17 protein-coding genes are annotated in these 18,348 nt (G+C 65.3%); 5 read left to right on the forward strand and 12 right to left on the reverse strand.

Annotated elements, in window-relative coordinates; translation table 11 throughout:
- Positions 1-3: 3 nt before the first annotated feature.
- From HWY37_RS00265 to HWY37_RS00280, 4 genes are read right to left on the reverse strand one after another with little or no spacing between them, the layout of a single operon-like run.
- The gene (locus HWY37_RS00265) at positions 4-1,068 is read right to left on the reverse strand and encodes a branched-chain amino acid ABC transporter permease (RefSeq protein WP_176087580.1); all 1,065 of its coding nucleotides are present in this window, start codon (positions 1,066-1,068) and stop codon (positions 4-6) included.
- Positions 1,069-1,094: 26 nt separating this feature from the next.
- A complete protein-coding gene (locus tag HWY37_RS00270; protein WP_013396773.1) occupies positions 1,095-2,024 on the reverse strand; it encodes a branched-chain amino acid ABC transporter permease in 930 nt (309 codons plus the stop codon).
- 9 nt (positions 2,025-2,033) lie between these two features.
- The gene (locus HWY37_RS00275; RefSeq protein WP_176087581.1) at positions 2,034-2,930 is read right to left on the reverse strand and encodes an ABC transporter ATP-binding protein; all 897 of its coding nucleotides are present in this window, start codon (positions 2,928-2,930) and stop codon (positions 2,034-2,036) included.
- Between the two features lie 5 nt (positions 2,931-2,935).
- Entirely contained in the window at positions 2,936-4,912 is a 1,977-nt protein-coding gene (locus HWY37_RS00280; RefSeq protein ID WP_176087582.1) for an AMP-dependent synthetase/ligase, read from the reverse strand.
- Positions 4,913-5,081: 169 nt separating this feature from the next.
- Between HWY37_RS00280 and HWY37_RS00285 the strand changes: the two genes are divergently transcribed.
- The 3 genes from HWY37_RS00285 to HWY37_RS00295 all read left to right on the forward strand — a co-directional run bounded on the left by HWY37_RS00285 (position 5,082) and on the right by HWY37_RS00295 (position 6,924).
- Positions 5,082-5,786, forward strand: a complete 705-nt coding sequence (locus tag HWY37_RS00285) for a Crp/Fnr family transcriptional regulator (protein WP_175209367.1) — start codon at positions 5,082-5,084, stop codon at positions 5,784-5,786.
- 107 nt (positions 5,787-5,893) lie between these two features.
- A complete protein-coding gene (locus HWY37_RS00290; protein WP_175209368.1) occupies positions 5,894-6,355 on the forward strand; it encodes a MarR family winged helix-turn-helix transcriptional regulator in 462 nt (153 codons plus the stop codon).
- A gap of 143 nt (positions 6,356-6,498) precedes the next feature.
- Positions 6,499-6,924: an organic hydroperoxide resistance protein gene (locus tag HWY37_RS00295; protein ID WP_175209369.1), complete on the forward strand. Its 426-nt coding sequence runs from the start codon at positions 6,499-6,501 to the stop codon at positions 6,922-6,924.
- Between the two features lie 896 nt (positions 6,925-7,820).
- Here HWY37_RS00295 and HWY37_RS00300 read toward each other — a convergent pair.
- The 7 genes from HWY37_RS00300 to HWY37_RS00330 form a co-directional block, all read right to left on the reverse strand.
- Positions 7,821-8,543, reverse strand: coding sequence for an ABC transporter ATP-binding protein (locus HWY37_RS00300; RefSeq protein WP_119450177.1), 723 nt, complete (start codon positions 8,541-8,543; stop codon positions 7,821-7,823).
- 18 nt (positions 8,544-8,561) lie between these two features.
- Complete coding sequence (locus tag HWY37_RS00305) at positions 8,562-10,484, reverse strand: branched-chain amino acid ABC transporter ATP-binding protein/permease (protein WP_176087583.1); 1,923 nt, start codon at positions 10,482-10,484, stop codon at positions 8,562-8,564.
- Positions 10,485-10,487: 3 nt separating this feature from the next.
- Positions 10,488-11,360 carry a branched-chain amino acid ABC transporter permease gene (locus HWY37_RS00310; protein ID WP_175210352.1) on the reverse strand — a complete coding sequence of 291 codons (873 nt, stop codon included), beginning with the start codon at positions 11,358-11,360 and terminating at the stop codon, positions 10,488-10,490.
- A 143-nt stretch (positions 11,361-11,503) separates the two neighbouring features.
- A complete protein-coding gene (locus HWY37_RS00315) occupies positions 11,504-12,667 on the reverse strand; it encodes an ABC transporter substrate-binding protein (protein ID WP_175210353.1) in 1,164 nt (387 codons plus the stop codon).
- Positions 12,668-13,000: 333 nt separating this feature from the next.
- Positions 13,001-13,942, reverse strand: coding sequence for a LysR substrate-binding domain-containing protein (locus HWY37_RS00320; RefSeq protein WP_176087584.1), 942 nt, complete (start codon positions 13,940-13,942; stop codon positions 13,001-13,003).
- A 52-nt stretch (positions 13,943-13,994) separates the two neighbouring features.
- Positions 13,995-14,306, reverse strand: coding sequence for an antibiotic biosynthesis monooxygenase family protein (locus tag HWY37_RS00325; protein WP_176087585.1), 312 nt, complete (start codon positions 14,304-14,306; stop codon positions 13,995-13,997).
- A 109-nt stretch (positions 14,307-14,415) separates the two neighbouring features.
- Entirely contained in the window at positions 14,416-15,048 is a 633-nt protein-coding gene (locus HWY37_RS00330) for a LysE/ArgO family amino acid transporter (protein ID WP_175210356.1), read from the reverse strand.
- A gap of 146 nt (positions 15,049-15,194) precedes the next feature.
- Here HWY37_RS00330 and HWY37_RS00335 point away from each other — a divergent pair, with 146 nt between their 5' ends.
- Both HWY37_RS00335 and HWY37_RS00340 read left to right on the forward strand, forming a co-directional pair.
- Positions 15,195-16,094: a LysR family transcriptional regulator ArgP gene (locus tag HWY37_RS00335; protein ID WP_013396760.1), complete on the forward strand. Its 900-nt coding sequence runs from the start codon at positions 15,195-15,197 to the stop codon at positions 16,092-16,094.
- A gap of 19 nt (positions 16,095-16,113) precedes the next feature.
- Positions 16,114-16,614 carry a copper chaperone PCu(A)C gene (locus tag HWY37_RS00340; protein ID WP_175210357.1) on the forward strand — a complete coding sequence of 167 codons (501 nt, stop codon included), beginning with the start codon at positions 16,114-16,116 and terminating at the stop codon, positions 16,612-16,614.
- A 344-nt stretch (positions 16,615-16,958) separates the two neighbouring features.
- On the opposite strand, the gene gdhA is transcribed toward HWY37_RS00340, so the two are convergent.
- A complete protein-coding gene (gdhA, locus tag HWY37_RS00345) occupies positions 16,959-18,305 on the reverse strand; it encodes an NADP-specific glutamate dehydrogenase (RefSeq protein WP_176087586.1) in 1,347 nt (448 codons plus the stop codon).
- Positions 18,306-18,348: the final 43 nt, after the last annotated feature.

Here is an 18,348-nt window from a genome sequence, read left to right on the forward strand (position 1 = left end):
AAATCAGTGGGGGAAGGGCCAGATGCGAAGCTTCTCCTTGCCGATGCTCCACAGCCTGGCCAGCCCATGCGGCTCGGCGATCAGGAAGAACACGATCAGCGCGCCGAACACCATGTGTTCGATATGCGCCGCGGTGTCCACCGACAGCGGGATGCCCAGCATGTGCGGAATATTGGATAGCGCCACCGGCACCAGCACGATGAAGGCTGCGCCGAAGAAGCTGCCGATGATCGAACCCAGGCCGCCGATGATGACCATGAACAGCAGCTGGAACGAACGCGTCAGGTCGAAGGCCAGCGGTTCCCAGGAACCCAGGTGGATATAGCCCCACAAGGCCCCGGCCACGCCGACGATGAAGGAGCTGACCGCGAAGGCCGTGAGCTTGGCGTACATGGGCCGGATGCCGATGACGGAAGCCGCCACGTCCATGTCGCGGATTGCCATCCACTGCCGGCCGATGGCGCCGCGCACCAGGTTCTTGGCCAGCAGGCTGAAGATGACAACCAGGATCAGCACGAACAGGTACTTTTCCAGGGCGCTCTGCACCGGCAGGCCGAAGGCGGTCAGCGGCGGCACGGACACGTTGCCGGACGACGAATAGTTGGTGAAGAAGGGGATGCGCAGGAACGCCCAGTCCACGAAGAACTGCGCGGCCAAGGTCGCCACCGCCAGGTACAGGCCGCGGATGCGCAGGCTGGGAATGCCGAAGATCACGCCCACGATGGTGGCGAAGAATCCGCCCAGCAGGATCTGGATGATCAGCGGCATGCCGGGAAAGCGCACGCCGAAGTTCCAGGCCGCATAGGCGCCCACCGCCATGAAGGCGCCCGTGCCCAGCGAGATCTGGCCGCAATAGCCCACCAGAATGTTCAGGCCCACGGCGGCCAGCGCCAGGATCAGGAACGGAATCAGGATGGCGCGCAGCAGATAGTCGCTGGCCATGGCCGGGATGGCGACGAACGCCACCGCAAGCAGCAGCCAGATGAAGATGCGGTCCTGGCGGATCGGGAAGATCTGCTGGTCAGCGCGATAGCTGGTCTTGAATTGGCCGTTTTCGCGATAGAACATGTTTTTATCCTAGAGGGCCTGTCTGCTCAGACGCGGTCGATGATCTTCTCGCCGAACAGTCCTTGCGGACGGAACAGCAGGAACACCAGCGCCAGCACATAGGCGAACCAGATTTCGATACCGCCGCCCACCAGCGACCCCAGATAGACCTCGGACAGCTTTTCCCCGACGCCGATGATCAGGCCGCCCAGGATGGCGCCCGGCACCGAGGTCAGTCCGCCCAGGATCACCACCGGCAGCGCCCGCAGCGCCGCGGTGGACAGCGTGAACTGCACGCCGAACTTCGAGCCCCAGATGATCCCCGCCACCAATGCCACCAGCCCCGCCACGCTCCAGACGATCACCCAGATGCGGTTCAGCGGAATGCCGATGGACTGCGCGGCCTGGTGGTCGTCGGCCACCGCGCGCAGGGCGCGGCCGGTCGAGGTGTACTGGAAGAAGAGCGCCAGCGCCGCCACCAGCAGGGCCGCGATCACCGCCGCCGTCAGGTCTTCCAGGTTGATCAGCAGTCCGCCCTCGAAGACGGAATCCAGGATCATCAGCGGATCCTTGGGCATGCCCACATTGATCGAATACACCGAGCTGCCGAAGGTGATCTGGCCCAGGCCGTCGAGGAAGTAGCTGATGCCCAGCGTGGCCATCAGCAGGGTGGTGGCCTCCTGGTTGACCAGGTGGCGCAGCACGAAGCGCTCGATGGCGACCGCCAGCAGGAACATCACGATGGCGCTGACGATGAAGGCCAGCACGTTGGCCAGGATCATGTTGTCGAAGCCGAACCAGCGCGGCAGCCATTCCGAGAAGCGCGCCATGGACAGCGCGGCCACCAGCACCATCGCGCCCTGCGCGAAGTTGAAGACGCCCGACGCCTTGAAGATCAGCACGAAGCCCAGGCCGATCAGCGCGTACAGCATGCCGCTCATCAGGCCGCCGAATAAGGTCTCTAGAAAAAATCCCATGTCCGCTTCCTAGTTCAGCGTTGCCGGCTTGCTTTCTCCCTCCCCCTTGGGGGGAGGGTTAGGGGAGGGGGCTCTCTCCTGCGCAGGCGCGTCCTTGGCGACGGCGGCTTCGCCGCCGACGCCAAGGTAAGCGCGAATCACGTCTTCGTTGGCGCGAACTTCGTCCGGCTTGCCGTCGCCGATCTTCTTGCCGTAGTCCAGCACCACCACGCGGTCCGAGATGTCCATGACCACGCCCATGTCGTGCTCGATCAGCACGATGGTGGTCCCGAATTCGTCATTCACGTCCAGGATGAAGCGGCTCATGTCCTGCTTCTCCTCGATGTTCATGCCGGCCATCGGCTCGTCCAGCAGCAGCAGGCGCGGCTCCATCGCCAGCGCGCGGCCCAGGTCCACGCGCTTTTGCAGGCCGTAGGGCAGCCGGCCGACGGGCGTCTTGCGGTAGGCCTGGATCTCCAGGAAGTCGATGATGTTCTCGACGAATTCGCGGTGCTTGATCTCTTCGCGCTCTGCCGGGCCCAGGCGGAAGGCCTGGGCCAGCAACCCGCATTTCATGCGCAGGTTGCGGCCGGTCATGATGTTGTCCAGCACGCTCATGCCCTTGAACAGGGCCAGGTTCTGGAACGTGCGCGCGATGCCCATTTCGGCCGCGCGGCGCGGGTTCATGCGCGCGAAGCTCTGGCCGCGGAATTCGATGCCGCCTTGCTGCGGCGTATAGACGCCGTTGATGACGTTGAGCATCGAGCTCTTGCCGGCGCCGTTGGGGCCGATGATGGCGCGTATCTCGTGTTCGCGCACGTTGAAGGAAATGTCCGTCAGCGCCTTCACGCCGCCGAAGGACAGCGAGATGTTCTGCATGTCCAGCATGACGTCGCCGATGCGCTGGTCGCGGTCGTTGTTGCTCATGATCTCTACGCGGCTCGGGCGGTGATGGCGGGGAAGGTCTTGACCGGGCGGATCTTCAGGTCTGCCGAGATCTTGCCGGTGCGTCCGTCTTCGAATTTCACTTCGGTCTCGATGAACTGCGACTGTTTGCCGCCAAAGAGCGCATCGATCAGCACGCCGTACTTCTGCGCGATGAAGGCGCGGCGCACCTTGCGCGTGCGGGTCAGTTCGTCGTCATCCGGGTCCAGTTCCTTATGCAGGATCAGGAAGCGGCTGATCTGCGAGGCCGACAGCTTGGGATCGGTGGCCAGGTCGGCGTTGACCTGTTCCACGCATTCCGCGATCAGCTGGTAGACCTCGTCCTTGGACGCCAGGTCGGTGTAGCCGGCATAGGGCATGCCGCGGCGCTCGGCCCAGTTGCCCACGGCTTCCAGATCGATGTTGATGAAGGCGCACACGTCCTCGCGGTTGGCGCCGAAGGCGACCGCTTCCTTGATGTGCTGGAAGAACTTGAGCTTGTTCTCGATGTACTTCGGCGCGAACAGGCTACCGTTGGCGAGCTTGCCCACGTCCTTGGCGCGGTCGATGATCTTCAACTGGCCATCGGTGTCCAGGTAACCCGCATCGCCCGTATGGAACCAGCCGTCGGCGCTGCGCGCTTCGGCGGTCGCCTCGGGGTTGCGGTAGTACTCCTTGAAGAGGCCGGGGCTCTTGACCAGGATCTCGCCGTTGTCGGCCACGCGGATCTCCACGCCTGCGACGGGCGGGCCCACGGTATCGTCGCGCACCTGGCCGTCGGGCTGCACGCAGACGAAGACCGAGGTCTCGGTGGAGCCGTACAGCTGCTTGAGATTGATGCCGATGGAGCGGTAGAACACGAACAGGTCGGGGCCGATGGCCTCGCCCGCGGTATAGGCCACACGCACGCGGCTCATGCCCAGCGCGTTGCGCAGCGGGCCGTAGATCATCACGTTGCCCAGCGCATAGCGCAGGCGGTCCCAGGCGCCAACTTGCTCGCCGTCCAGGATCTTCGCGCCCACGCGGCGCGCGAGCTTCATGCAGGCGCCGAACAGCTTGCGCTTGATCAGCCCGGCGTCCTCCATGCGGATCATCACATGCGTCAGCAGGCCTTCCAGCACGCGCGGCGGCGCGAAGTAGTAGGTGGGGCCGATGTCGCGCATGTCGATTGACACGGTATCGGGCGACTCGGGATGGTTCACGGTGAAGCCCGTGACCAGCAGCTGCGTGTACGAGAACATGTTCTGGCCGATCCAGGCGGGCGGCAGATAGGCCAGCACGTCTTCCTGGTCGGTCAGCTTTTCCATGTCCGACACGGCGCGCGCGCGGTCGATCAGCGCATGGTGCGTGAGCACCACGCCCTTGGGCTTGCCGGTCGTGCCTGACGTATAGAACATGGCGGCCGGATCCTGCGGCTGCACGGCGGCGACCGCGCTGTCGAAGAAGCCCGGGTGCTGGCCGGCGTATTCGCGGCCCAGCTCTTCCAGCTGTTCATACGAGCGCAGCATGGGATCGGTGTAGTGGCGCAGGCCGCGCGGGTCGTCGTACACCACGTGCTTGAGCGCGGGGCATTGCTCGTGGACTTCGAGCATCTTGTCGACCTGTTCCTGGTCTTCGACGATGGCCACGCTGATCTCGGCGTCCTGCAGCACGTAGACCATTTCCTGGGCCACGGCGTCCTGGTAGAGCGGCACGGGAATCGCGCCCAGCGACTGCGCGGCCATCATGGCCATGTACAGGCGAGGGCGGTTTTCGCCGATCACGGCCACGTGCATGCCGGGCTTGATGCCGAGCGCGGCCAGGCCGTGCGCGACGTGTCGGACATGCTCCGCGACCTCGGACCACGTAAGGGTTTGCCAGATCCCCAGATCTTTTTCGCGTATGGCGGGCCGCGACCCGCGAACGCTGGCATGCGTGAACAGCAGCGCCGGAAAGGTATCCAGCGCCGCCGGCATCCGTGCAGATGCGGGCGGTGTATGTGCCACGATGTCTCCTCCGGTTTGGGCGCATCGGGCCGGGAGTCCGCAAGAGCGGCGCTGGCGATGGAGCGCTTGACCAGTTGGTTTTAGATTTACGGCAGGACTTAAGGTATAAGGTTGGGTTGCTACCAACTGTCACCATCGCGACATTCAAGGAACTTTTAGGGTATTCCCGATGCAGCTATCCGACTCCCTGCAACTCGCCGCCGCCTGGTTTCGCGTGCTCAGCCGCGATCAGCAGGAACGCGTCGAAAGGGACCTTACCGTGCAGCAGGTGGTTGCCGGGTCGATCATAGAGCGCAAAGGTGAACTCGCCCAGGCTTGGATAGGCGTGTTGGCGGGGTTGGTGAAGGTGTCGGTGGGCAATGCGGAAGGCAAGGTGGCGTCGCTGACCGGCGTGCCGGCCGGCGGCTGGATCGGCGAGGGTTCGCTGCTCAAGCGCGAGATCCGCAAATACGACATCGTTGCGCTGCGGGATTCGGTGGTGGCGCGCCTGCCCGCCGCCACGTTCGACTGGCTGCTGGACACCAGCATCCCGTTCAACCGCTATTTGCTGCATCAATTGAACGAGCGCGTGGCGCAGTTCATCGGCAAGGCGGAATACGACCGCCTGCTGGACCCGGACGCGCGCGTGGCCCGCTGCCTGGCGGAGCTCTTCAACCCTTTGCTGTACCCCGGCATGGGCATGCGTCTGGCGATTACCCAGGAAGAAGTGGGCTATCTGGCGCGGGTGTCGCGGCAACGCGCGAACCAGGCGTTGCGCAAGCTGGAAGAGGCCGGCCTGCTCAACGTGGAGTACGGCGCGGTGCGGGTGTTGGACCTGGACGGCCTGAAGCTGTACGGGGCGGATCGCAACGCGGTCGAAGGAGAGCCGGCGTAGAGGCCGGGCAAGGCGTCTTCGGACGTTGGCGCAGGCAGGTTTCTTCGAGCCGGCGCTTCAACAAAAAAACTCTTGACGATAAATAGTGCGCTATTTAATATTGCGCAATGAAATCACGATCCAAACCCAAGGCGGCGTTCAATCCGCTGCTGCTGGACAGCCAGCTGTGCTTCGCCCTGTACTCGACCTCGCTGGCGATGAACAAGGTGTACCGCAAGCTGCTGCGCGGCCTGGATCTGACCTATCCGCAGTACCTGGTGATGCTGGTGCTGTGGGAAGGCGACGAGATTACGGTGACGGATATCGGCGAACGCCTGTTCCTGGATTCCGCCACGCTCACGCCGTTGCTCAAGCGGCTGGAAGCGGCGGGCCTGGTGACGCGCAAGCGGGCGGTGGAAGACGAGCGCCAGGTGATCGTCGGCCTGACCCGCCAGGGCCGTGAACTGCGCGCGCAGGCGGAAGCCGTGCCGCAATCCATTGCGGGCGCCGCACAGTGTTCGCTGGAAGAGGCGCAAGGTATGATGAAAACGCTGCATGCGCTGCGGGAGAAGCTGACCGCAAGTCTTTGAAGTCGCGGGCAATGTCTGTCATTGTCCGGTCAAATAAGTAGTGCGCAATTTAATATTGCACTATTTAATTAGTAAGGGCACAAGCGGGATGTTCCCGCCAGGCCCGGCAGTCAACCCCCACTTTCCATGAAAGGAAACGCATCATGTCTATCGAAAAAGTGCTGTACCGCGCACATGCGCACGTTACCGGCGGCCGTGAAGGCACGGGCGCTTCGGACGACGGCAACCTGAACGTCAAGCTGACGACCCCCAAGGAACTGGGCGGCGCGGGCGCGGCCGGCACCAATCCGGAACAGCTGTTCGCCGTGGGCTATTCGGCCTGCTTCATGGGCGCCATGAAGTTCGTCGCCGGCCGCGACAAGATCGCGATGCCGTCGAATGCGACGATCGACGGCGCTGTCGGGATCGGGCCGATTCCTACGGGGTTCGGGATCGAAGTCGAGCTGAAGATTTCGTTGCCGGGGATGGAGCGGGCTCAGGCTGAGAAGCTGGTGGCTGCGGCGCATATCGTTTGTCCTTATTCGAATGCTACGCGGGGGAATATTGATGTGACGTTGACGATTGTTTGATCGTTGATGGTTTTTTGGTAGTTCTATTGGCGGGCGGTCTGTTTCATAGGCCGCCCGTCGTCGCGTGCGGCGTGGCGGCTCGCGCCCACGATTGCGGTCCGGAGCGTTCGCTCCGGACTGCCCCTTCGTCATCTTCGTCAAGGCCTGCGGCCTTTCCTTCAGATTCCCTCGGGCGCATCGAGGTTGCGAGCCGCCACGCCGCACGCGCCGACGGGCTACGTGTGTCTTGGCCTGCCGTGCTGCTATATCCGTGGTCAGTGGCGAGTCTTGTGGGGCCCGTTGGCGACGGCCGCCCGGGCGGCCGTCGCCAACATACGTGTTCCTGGGTGTTGGGGCGGAGCGCGCTTGCGCGAATGCGGCGTGTGGCTTGCTAATGGCATCGCCATCAAGTGTGTGGGCGGTGATGGGTGGCGCGCGGCCGGCAGTGGTTTGCGCGTGAAGACCGTCACGCGCGCGCCACCCATCCGGCACCGGCTTTGAAATGCAAAGGTTGAGCGTACATGAACACGCCACAGGCACGGCCACTGCGCGCAGCGTCACCACGCGACGCAAGACACAGCGTAAGCCTCGGAAGGCCGCCCGCGCGGCCGGCCCGAGGCGGGCCCCGCAAGACTCGCCGCCACACCCCGATTCGCGCAAAAACGCCAAGCACACCACCCGCCCCAGCGCCCGTGAAGATTCAGACAACGCAGCCTGCCGCGTCGGGGACTCGCGCTGCGCGGGGCGTCGATAAGCCCGAGGGAATCCGAAGGAACCGCCGCAGGCGGTGACGAGGATGACAAGGGGGAAGTCCGGAGCGAAGGCTCCGGACCGCAATCGTTGCCCCGCGCAGCGCGAGTCCCCGACGTGGCGGGCGTGTCAAGAAGGCCAGCCAAAGAACGCAAAACAAAAGTCCCTCAATGCGACCCACCAAGATAAGCCGCCACCACAGCCGGATCATGCTTCAACTTCTCCGCACTCCCATGCACAGAAATCCGCCCGTTCTCCAACACATACCCATAATCCGCCACATTCAAAGCCGCCGCCGCAAACTGCTCCACCAGCAGCATCGTCACCCCCTCGTCCTTGAGCCGCGCAATGATCCGGAACACCTCTTCCACCAGGATCGGCGCCAGCCCCATCGAAGGCTCGTCCAGCAGCACCAGCTCGGGATTCAGCATCACCGCGCGCGCCATGGCCAGCATCTGCTGTTCGCCGCCCGACAAGGTGCCGGCCAACTGGTCGCGCCGCTCCTTCAGGCGCGGGAACAGGTCCATGGCGCGGCCCAGGTCGGACTGCACGTCGCCCTTCGGACGGCTGCCCGTCAGGCGCGGGAAAGCGCCCAGCAGCAGGTTGTCGGTGACCGACAGCGTCGGGAAGACGCGCCGGCCCTCGGGTGAATGCGCCAGGCCCAGCCGCGCGATGCGGTGGGATTCCAGGCCGTCGATGCGCTTGCCGCTCAGCGTGACCTCGCCCGCGGTCGGACGGATCATGCCGGACAGCGCCCGCATCGTCGTGGTCTTGCCGGCGCCGTTCGAGCCGATCAGCGTCACCACCTTGGCTTTCGGCACCTCCATGCTGATGCCGTGCAGCACCTTCACCTTGCCGTAGCCTGCTTCCAGATTCTTGATCGATAGCATCTCGTTGTCCCCTTGGCGTCAGGCGGGCGCGCCGCCCAGATACGCCTCGATGACCTTGGCGTTGCTTTGCACTTCGTTGGGCAGGCCTTCGGCGATCTTCTGGCCGAAGTCCAGCACCGACACGGTGTCGCATACCCCCATCACCACGTCCATGTGGTGTTCGATGAGGATCAGCGTGATGCCGTGGTCGCGCACCTTGCGGATGATGGCCAGCAGTTCGACGATGTCGGGCGCGGTCAGGCCGGCGGCGGGTTCGTCCAGCAGCAGCAGTTGCGGGTCCAGCGCCAGGGCGCGGGCGATTTCCAGGAGGCGCTGCTTGCCGTAGGGCAGGTTGCGCGCCTCTTCGCTGGCCAGCGATTCAAGACCCACGAATTCAAGCAGCGCCATGGCGCGGGCGCGGGCGCCCTGTTCCTCGCCCTTCCATTTGGAGGTGCGCAGCGCGATGCCGGCCAGGCCCGTGGTGAAGGTGTGGTGCAGGCCCACCAGGACGTTCTCCAGCGCCGTCATTTCGCCGAACAGCTGCACGTTCTGGAAGGTGCGGGCGATGCCGGTCTCGGCGATGTCAGCCGGCGTCATGCCGACCAGCGACTTGCCCGAGAACTCCACCGCGCCGGCGGTCGGCACGTAAATGCCGGTGAGCACGTTCATCATGGTGCTCTTGCCCGAGCCGTTGGGTCCGATCAGGCCGTGGATGGTGCCGCGCTTGACGGTCAGGTCGACCTGGTTCAGCGCCTTCAGGCCGCCGAACTGCATCAGCACGCCCTTGGCTGCCAGCAGCGTGTCGCCCTTGCCCTTTTCGGCATCGGGTACGGCCTCCTGCGCCTTCACCAGGTCCGACTTGACCGACAGCGCGGCGCGGCGGTTGGAGAAGAACAGGTTGCGCACGAAGCCCACGATGCCGTCGGGCAGGTAGTACACGACGAACAGGATCATGGCGCCGAAGATCGTCAGGCGCCAGTCGGTGACCGCTTCCAGCCAGTACGAGAACACCGCCAGCAGGATGGTGCCGATGACCGGCACCGCGACGCGGCGCGGTTCGGTGCGGCCCTTGGAGATGGCGATGGCGCTGCCGACCGTGACCACGATGGCCACGCCCAGGGCGATCAGCCTGAAGGTCGAGATGTCGTCCAGCATCTTGGGCAGCAGCACGATGATGGAGGCGCCCAGCAGCGCGCCCGTGCGGCTCTTGCGGCCGCCCATGATGATGGCCAGCAGGAACAGGATGGTCAGTTCGAAGTTGTAGGTGTTGGGCGAGATGTACTGTTCCGAGTACGAATACAGCGCGCCGGCCAGGCCGGCGAAGCCGGCGCTGATGACGAAGGCGAACACCTTGTGCCGGTAGACCGACACGCCCATGCAGTCGGACGCGATCGGGCTGTCGCGCAGGGCCTCGAACGAGCGGCCCAGGTGCGACTTGAGGATGCGGTGCACCACGATCAGCGACAGCACCAGCAGCGCGGCAACCAGCCAGAAGTATTCGCTCTTGGTCAGCACGTGTCCGGCGATGGACGGTTTGGGGATCTTGATGCCCAAGGGCCCTTCGGTCATGAAGGTCATCTCGTTGATCAGGATCTGGATGATGGTGCCGAAGGCCAGCGTCACCATGGCCAGGTATGGTCCCGTGACCCGCAGCGCCGGCAGCGCCAGCACCGCGCCGAAGGCCGCCGCGATCAGGATGGCGGCGGGCAGGATCACCCAGATGGGCATCTGCAGATGGAAGAACAGCACGCCGGCGACGTAGGAGCCGATGCCGAACAGGCCGGCGTGGCCCAGCGACACCTGGCCGGTATAGCCCACCACGATATCGAGCCCGAACAGCAGGATCGAATAGATCATGATGGTTTCGATGAGGTGCAGGTAGTAGGTGTTGGTCACGCCCAGCGGCACGGCGGCCAGGCAGGCCACGGCCACGATGGATAGAAGCAGGTGCAAGGGTTTCATCGCTTACACCTTCTTGATCGCGGTCTTGCCGAACAGGCCGGCGGGCTTGAAGGTCAGTACGAGCAGCAGCAACACCAATCCCGGCACGTCTTTGTACCCCGTCGAAAGATAGAAACCGGTGGTCGTCTCGGCGATCCCCAGGATCAGCCCGCCCACCACCACGCCCATGCCGCTGGACAGGCCGCCGATGATCGCGACGGCGAAGGCCTTCAGGCCCAGCACCGCGCCCATGGTGGCGCCGGTCAGGGTCAAGGGCGCGACCAGCACGCCGGCGAACGCGGCCGTCAGCGAGGACAGCGCATAGGAAAACGTGATCACCATGCCGGTGTTGATGCCCATCAGGCCGGCGGCGTCGCGGTCGTTGGAAGTCGCGACGAAGGCCTTGCCGTAGATGGACTTGCGGTTGAACAGCTCCACCAGCAGCATCATTGCCAGCGCGCCGAACACCACCAGCAGTTCCATGGGCAGCACGTTGGCGCCCAGCACCTGGATCGGCGCCTCGGGCAGCGGCGAGGGGAAGCGCAGGTCGTCGCGGCCCCAGATGTTCTCGGCCACGTTCTTGAAGATGATGCCCAGCGCGATGGTGGCCATGATCCAGCCGAACTCCGAGCGGGTCTTGATGGCCGGCCTGACGCCGACGCGCTCGACCAGCGCGCCTTGCGCGAAACCGAAGATGCAGACGATGGGAATCATTACCCAGTAGTTCACGCCCAGGCCGACCAGCGTGAGGCCGACGAGCGCGCCCAGCATCAGGGCTTCGCCCTGGCCGAAGTTCAGGGTGCCCGACGTGGCGAACGTGAGCTGGTATCCGAACGCGATGACGGCATAGATCATGCCCAGCGCGATACCGCTATAGATGAGCTGTAGAAGAATCATGGTGTGTGTCGTGTAGCGCTGTGGTTCCGTCCCAACCCCCTTGGGCAGAACGCGTTTTTCAGGCGGCGGCAGACCCGCGCCCTGGCGTGCAGGGCGCGGATGGCGGCGGCCGGGCAGCCGCCGCCGCGATGCGCTGCGGGAACCTAGTTGGCCTTGACCACGCGGCCGCCCTTGACCTCGCCGATGACCACTTCCTTCGCGGTGATCGCGTCGTGGTTGTCGTGGGTGAACGGCTTGTTGTAGGTCATCACCACGCCCTCGACGGGCGTCTGCAGGTTTTCGAGGGCCTCGCGGACCTTCGGGCCGTCGGTGGAGTTGGCCTGCTTGAAGGCCGCGGCCAGCAGATAGATGGAGTCATAGCCCTGGGCCGCCGACACCGGCGAATCGATGCGGTTGTTCTTGGGCTTGAACTTGGCCAGGTAGGCGTCGATGAAGGCCTTGCGCTTGGGCGTGTCCGGGTCCTGGATGAAGGTCTGCGGCATGCGCGCACCTTCGCCGTTGGCGCCGGAGTTGTCGATGTAGTTGGCCATGGACAGGGTCCAGCTGCCGATGATCGGCACCTTCCAGCCCAGCTTGGTCATGCCGTTGGCGATCTGCGCCAGTTCGGGGCCGATACCGTAGGTCAGCACGGCTTCGGCGCCGGCGGCCTTGGCCTTCAGCAGCTGGGCCGTCATGTCGACGTCCTTGATGTTGAACTTTTCCACGGCCACGGGCTTGATGCCCTTGGAATCCAGGGCTTTTTCCAGGTCTTCGCGGCCGAGCTGGCCGTAGTTGGTGGAGTCGGCCAGGATCGCGACCTTCTTGAAGCCGCGGCGGGTGACGGCTTCCTCGACGATCATCGGGGCCTGGATGCTGTCGTGCGCGGCGTTGCGGAACACGTAGTTGTCGGGGAATTCCGGCGCCTTGAACTGGTGCGTGATCACGCTGCCCGTGGCGACGTTGTTGAACACCGGGATCTTGGCATCCTGGTAGAAGCGCTGGGAGGCCAGCGCCACGCCGGTATTGATGTAGCCGACGGTGGCCGCCACCTGTTCCTTGTTGATCAGTTCCTGCGCGATCTGCACGCCGCGCTCGTTCTTGGCTTCGTCGTCGCGCTCGACGGCGACCAGCTGGCGTCCCATGACGCCGCCGTTCTTGTTGATTTCTTCAATGGCCAGGCGCACGCCGTCGCGCATGCTGACGCCCATGGAGGACGAGCCGCCGGTATAGGGGCCGGCCACGCCGATCTTGATGGGGTCGGCGGCGTAGGTCGCGGCCGTTGCGGCAAATGCAAGGGTTCCTGCTAGCAGCTTCAAACGAAAATCCATGGATGTCTCCGTTGTAATTGGTAGAACTGCGTGGAAAACCGTATGCCGGCGCCAGGCGGCGGAAATCAAGTGCTGCGGCGCTCTCCTGTGTTGCGTGTCGTGACTGTCTGCCTAATGACTTACGCGAAACTGACCCGGCGGGGTTTTTCCGCGTAAATACCTAGTACGGGCGTACAGGGATTCCCGTCATGCGCCATGGCGCAGCCTTGGGGCTGAGAAAGGGACGGGAGGCTGCATGTCGAGGCAGACATGGGTGGGACCGTTGCATTGGCCGCATCCTAGCCAGCGCGGGGCAGGGGCGCGCGGAATTTCGTTCCGCCCCGGCCTGGAAATTTATTCCTGACCGCCTCGCGGGCCGCATGGCCATTGGGATACCTGTTTGCATACGCCGTCCAGCCATAGGGAAAACGCTTGGACGGCGTTGCCAGGCGGGCGCGAGGTTTCGGTGCACAGGTAGTACTGCGATTCGCCGGGGATCTCGATGTCCAGGACGCGCACCAGCTTGCCCTCGTCCAGCCACTCCGCGGCCAGCGCGCGCCGCGTGAGCGCCAGGCCCTGGCCGGCGCGCGCGGCTGCCAGCATGATGCCCAGGTCCACCAGCCAGACGCCGCGGGCGGGCTCGGGCCAGTCCAGGCCGGCGGCGGCCAGCCAGGGGCGCCAGGGTTCCATCGGGCAGCGCAGCAGATGCGCCCGGGCCAGGTCGGCGGGCCGTTCGAACGGGCCGTGCCGGTCGCGGTAGCCCGGCGCGCAGACGGCGAATACAGGATCCGCGGTCAGTTGGTGCGTATGCAGGCCGGGGTACTTGCCGCTGCCAAAGCGTATCCAGACGTCGGCGTTGGGCGGCATGATGTCCAGGTAGGGGATGGACAGCATGATTTCCAGTTCGACCTCGGGATGCGCGGAGGTGAAGCCGGGCAGGGCGGGGATCAGCACCTGGCGGGCGAAGGTGGGGGTGGAGACGACCCGCAGCGGTTCCAGCTTGGGTTCGCCCCGCTTGTGCAGGGAGGCGTCGGACAGCAGGTCCAGCGCGGTGCGCACCTGCTCCAGGTACTCGCGCCCGGCCGAGCTGAGGGTGGCGCCGCGGCTGCTGCGGATGAAGAGGGTGACATCCAGCATGGCCTCCAGCGCGGCGATACGCTTGCCGATGGCGCTGGCGGTGACGAAGAGTTCCTCGCTGGCGCGTTCGAAGGAACCCAGGCGGGCGGCTGCTTCGAAGGCCTGGATGGCGGCCAGCGGCGGCAGGCGCACATCTTTGGAGGGGGAGGGACCGCGCATGATCGTCTGGCGGGCCGGTGTTGCGCCCGACGAAAGAATGGCAACTGGCCGATTATAAGGACGGCGGCGCCAGCCCCTCGCCGTAGCGCCTGAGCACCTGGGAGATCTCGACGCGGTAGCCGTCCAGCCAGCGCGATTGCGCCGCCTTGGCCTGCTGGTGCGCGGGATGCCGGATCAGATGCTCCAGCGCTTCCAGCGAGTCCCAGTAATAGACGTTGGAGATCAGGCCGCGCGCGGCGTCTTCCCAGCTCTCTTCGCCCAGATAGCCGGGAATGGCACGGGCAGCGGCGGCGATGGCCTGGTCCAGGCGATGGAAGTCATCGTCGAACTGCTTCTTGGCGAAGATGAAGGTGGAGCTGTACATGGCGGGACTCCGGATGCGGCGGGAGCCGCAAGAAAACCGGCCGCCGGGAAGTCCGGGCGGCCGTTCTGGGGAATTGCTGGAGGCGTAGCTTGACGCCCTTGTAGCCTCTTTATACGCCCTTCAGCGCCAGGCTGACCGCCAGCGCCGCCATGACCACGGCGATGATGCCGTCCAGCACGCGCCAGGCGGAGGCGCTGGCGAAGAACGGGGCGAACAGGCGCGAGCCGATGCCGAGCACGGCGAGCCACAGCAGGCTGGCCGTGAGGGCGCCGGCGGCGAACGCCATGCGGGCATCCTCGAAGCCGTGCGCCAGCGAGCCGACCACCACCATGTCCAGCCAGAAGTGCGGGTTCAGCAGCGAGAAGCCCAGCGCGCCCAGCATGGCGGCGCGGCGCGAAGGGACCACGTCGCGCGCGGCGGCCAGTCCGCCGGTGGCGCTCCAGGCGCGGCGCGCCGATTGCAGCGCGTACCAGGACAGGAAGGCCACGCCGAACCACAGCACGGCGGTCGTCAGCCAGGGAAACCAGGCCGTGAGGGCCTGCAGGCCGGAGACGCTGGCGAAGATGAAGATGGCGTCGATCAGCGCGCAGATGGCGACCACGCTCAAGAGGTGGGCGCGCATCAGCCCTTGTCGCAGGATGAATGCGCTTTGCGCGCCCACGACGGCGAACAGGCCCAGCCCGGTGGCCGTACCGCTGGCCCAGGCAGTGAAGAAGAGGGGGGATGACAACGTGGCGAACATGACCTGCACCTGTGCTGCTACGCCTGTGGCGGCGCTTGGATGACAACGCCGGGCGCTCGGGGCGCTCCGGCAATAAGGCATTTTCGCTTGCGGTGGATGTGAAATAAAGCTAATTTTCCTTCACTATCTTAAGCAAAACTAATGTCATGAAAATCGATCACGGCAACCTGCGAGCCCTGGCCGCGGTGGTGCGGGAAGGCAGCTTCGAACGGGCGGCGCTGTCGCTGAGCGTCACGCCATCCGCGGTGTCGCAGCGGATCAAGGCGCTGGAGGACCGCATGGGCCGGCTGCTGGTCCAGCGCACCGTGCCGGCGGTGGCCACGGCGGACGGCCAGGTGCTGGTGCGGCTGGCCGAGCAGACGGCGCTGCTTGAACACGACGCGCTCGACCGCCTGGGCGTGGCGGACGACGATGTGCCCTATGCCAGCATCCCCGTCGCGGTGAACCACGACAGCCTGGAGACCTGGTTCGTCGACGCCGCCGTGCAGTTCGCGGCGCGCACCCGGGCCACGCTGGACATGCAGTCGGAAGACCAGGACCACACCGCCACCCTGCTGCGCAATGGCTCGGTGCTGGGCGCAGTGACCGCCCTGGCCGAGCCGGTCCAGGGTTGCCGCATCCACGCGCTGGGCAGCATGCGCTACGTCGCCACCTGCACGCCGGAATTCCACAAGCGCTATTTCTCGCAGGGCGTCAATGCGCAGACGCTGGCGCAGGCGCCGGTGCTGGTTTTCAACCGCAAGGACGCGCTGCAGGCCCGCTTCGCCCACAAGATCGCGGATCCCGCGCCCTGGCAGCCGCCGGTCTGGTGGGTGCCGTCCACGCGCGCGTTCGTGCAGGCCACGCTGGGCGGCCTGGGCTGGACCATGAATCCGCTGCCCTTGGTGCAGGAGCACCTTGACGCAGGTCAGCTGATGCTGCTTCGGGGGCGCGCCTGGGAGGATGTGCCGCTGTATTGGCAGCATTGGCGGGTAAACTCCGAAGCGATGGAAGCCCTGACGGATTCGGTCCTGTCAGCCGCCCGCAGCCTGGTCAGGCGGCGTTAACCCTCTAGGAGAACCACCCATGAACATCCGCAAGCTCGCTATCGTCGCCGCCCTGGGCCTGTGCACGGCCGGCTCGGCATGGGCGAAGGACTACAAGGTTGGTCAGATCGAGGTCGACGACCTCTGGGTCCGCGCGTCAGCGCCCGGCCAGTCCAACGGCGCCGGCTACATGGACATCGACAACGACGCCAAGGCGGCGGATCGCCTGCTGTCGGTCTCGTCCGACGCGGCGGAGCGGGTCGAGCTGCACACCGTGCAAACCGAAAACGGCGTCTCGAAGATGCGCCAGGTCGAAGGCGGCATCGCGCTGCCCGCCGACACCGAGGTCAAGCTCAGCCCCGGCGGCTACCACGTCATGTTCATCAAGCTGAAGGCCCCGTTCGCCGAAGGCGCCACGATCCCGGCCACGCTGAAGTTCGAAAAAGCCGGCGAAGTGGCCGTGCAATTCAAGGTCAAGCCGGCCTCGCACAACCCCGGCATGAGCCACGGCGGCATGGACCACGGGACGATGAAGCACTAAACGGCACGAGCTACCCGCGCCTGACGGCGCGGGTATGCGAGTGTGGTGCATGGATAGAGCCGGGCAGCCAGCCCCGCTGGTTCAGGTAGATCGCTGCCAGTGAGGCGGAGCGGTTTCGATGTGGCGCTCGCCCAACCAGAAGCTGCTATTCGACAGGTCCATCTCAAGTAGATAGATCGGTCCCAGTCAGCCAGCTCGGCTCCAATGCGGCAGGATCATCCCAATAAGGCAGGATCAGCCCCAATCACGCTGGCCCGCCCCAATCAGGGCCGCGCGGAGCCGGGCTCCGCCGGTCCGCAGCGGCGCCCCCCTGGGGGGGAAGCGCGCAGCGCTTCGGGGGGGATCTAATACAGCCCTTGCTGACGCATCGCGTCAGCCACCTTCACGAAGCCGGCGATGTTGGCGCCGTCCAGGTAGTTCACGTACTCGCGCTCGCTGTGGCCGTGGCGCACGCAGTTCTCGTGGATGTCGCGCATGATGGCGTGCAGGCGCGCGTCGACTTCCTCGCGCGTCCACGACAGGCGGGCCGAGTTCTGCGCCATTTCCAGGCCGGACACGGCCACGCCGCCGGCGTTGCTGGCCTTGCCGGGCGCGTAGAGCACGCGGGCGGCGATGAAGGCCTTGGCGGCTTCCAGCGTGGCCGGCATGTTGGCGCCTTCGGCGACGCACAGCACGCCGTTCTTGATCAGCGTTTGCGCATCGGCCAGTTCCAGCTCGTTCTGGGTGGCGCAGGGCAGGGCCACGTCCACCGGCACGTGCCACGGACGCTTGCCCGATTCATAGGTCAGGCCGAATTGGCGGGCGTAGGTGTCCAGGCGGCCGCGCAGGTCGTTCTTGATGTGCATCAGGGCGACCAGCTTCTCGTGCGTGAAGCCGGCTTCGTCCACCACGGTGCCGTTCGAGTCGGACACCGTCACGACCTTGGCGCCCAGCGCCATGGCTTTTTCGATCGCGTACTGGGCGACGTTGCCCGAACCCGAGACCGACACGCGCAGGCCGTCGAAGGAGCGGCCCACGCGCTTGAGCATTTCTTCAGCGAAGTACACGGTGCCGTAGCCGGTGGCTTCGGGGCGGATCAGGCTGCCGCCGAACGTCAGGCCCTTGCCGGTGAACACGCTGGCCGTCGAGTTCGACAGCTTCTTCATCATGCCGGCCATGAAGCCGACTTCACGCGCGCCCACGCCGATGTCGCCGGCCGGCACGTCGGTGTCCGGACCCAGGTGGCGGTACAGCTCGATCATCAGGGCCTGGCAGAAGCGCATGACTTCGGCGTCGGACTTGCCCTTGGGATCGAAGTCGGAACCGCCCTTGCCGCCGCCCATGGGCAGCGTGGTCAGCGAGTTCTTCAGGGTCTGTTCGAAGGCCAGGAACTTGAGGATGGACAGGTTCACCGAGGGGTGGAAGCGCATGCCGCCCTTGAAGGGGCCGATGGCCGAGCTGTGCTGGATGCGGAAAGCGCGGTTGACCTGGGCCTGGCCGCGGTCATCGGTCCAGCACACGCGGAACTGGATCACGCGTTCCGGCTCCACCAGGCGCTCGAGCACGGCGTGCTCGGCGTAGTGGGGGTGCTTTTCGATGAAAGGCCAGAGACTCAGCATCACCTCCTGGACGGCTTGCATGAATTCAGGTTGCTGCGGGTCGCGCGCGGCGACGCCACGCAGGAAGTCGTCCAGACTCTGCACTTTCAACATGATCTCCTTGGGGGTGCTTCGAATAGGTGCGGACTGCGCCGGA

Origin of the sequence: Achromobacter anxifer (assembly GCF_903652925.1) — a bacterium.
Classification (GTDB): domain Bacteria; phylum Pseudomonadota; class Gammaproteobacteria; order Burkholderiales; family Burkholderiaceae_B; genus Achromobacter; species Achromobacter anxifer.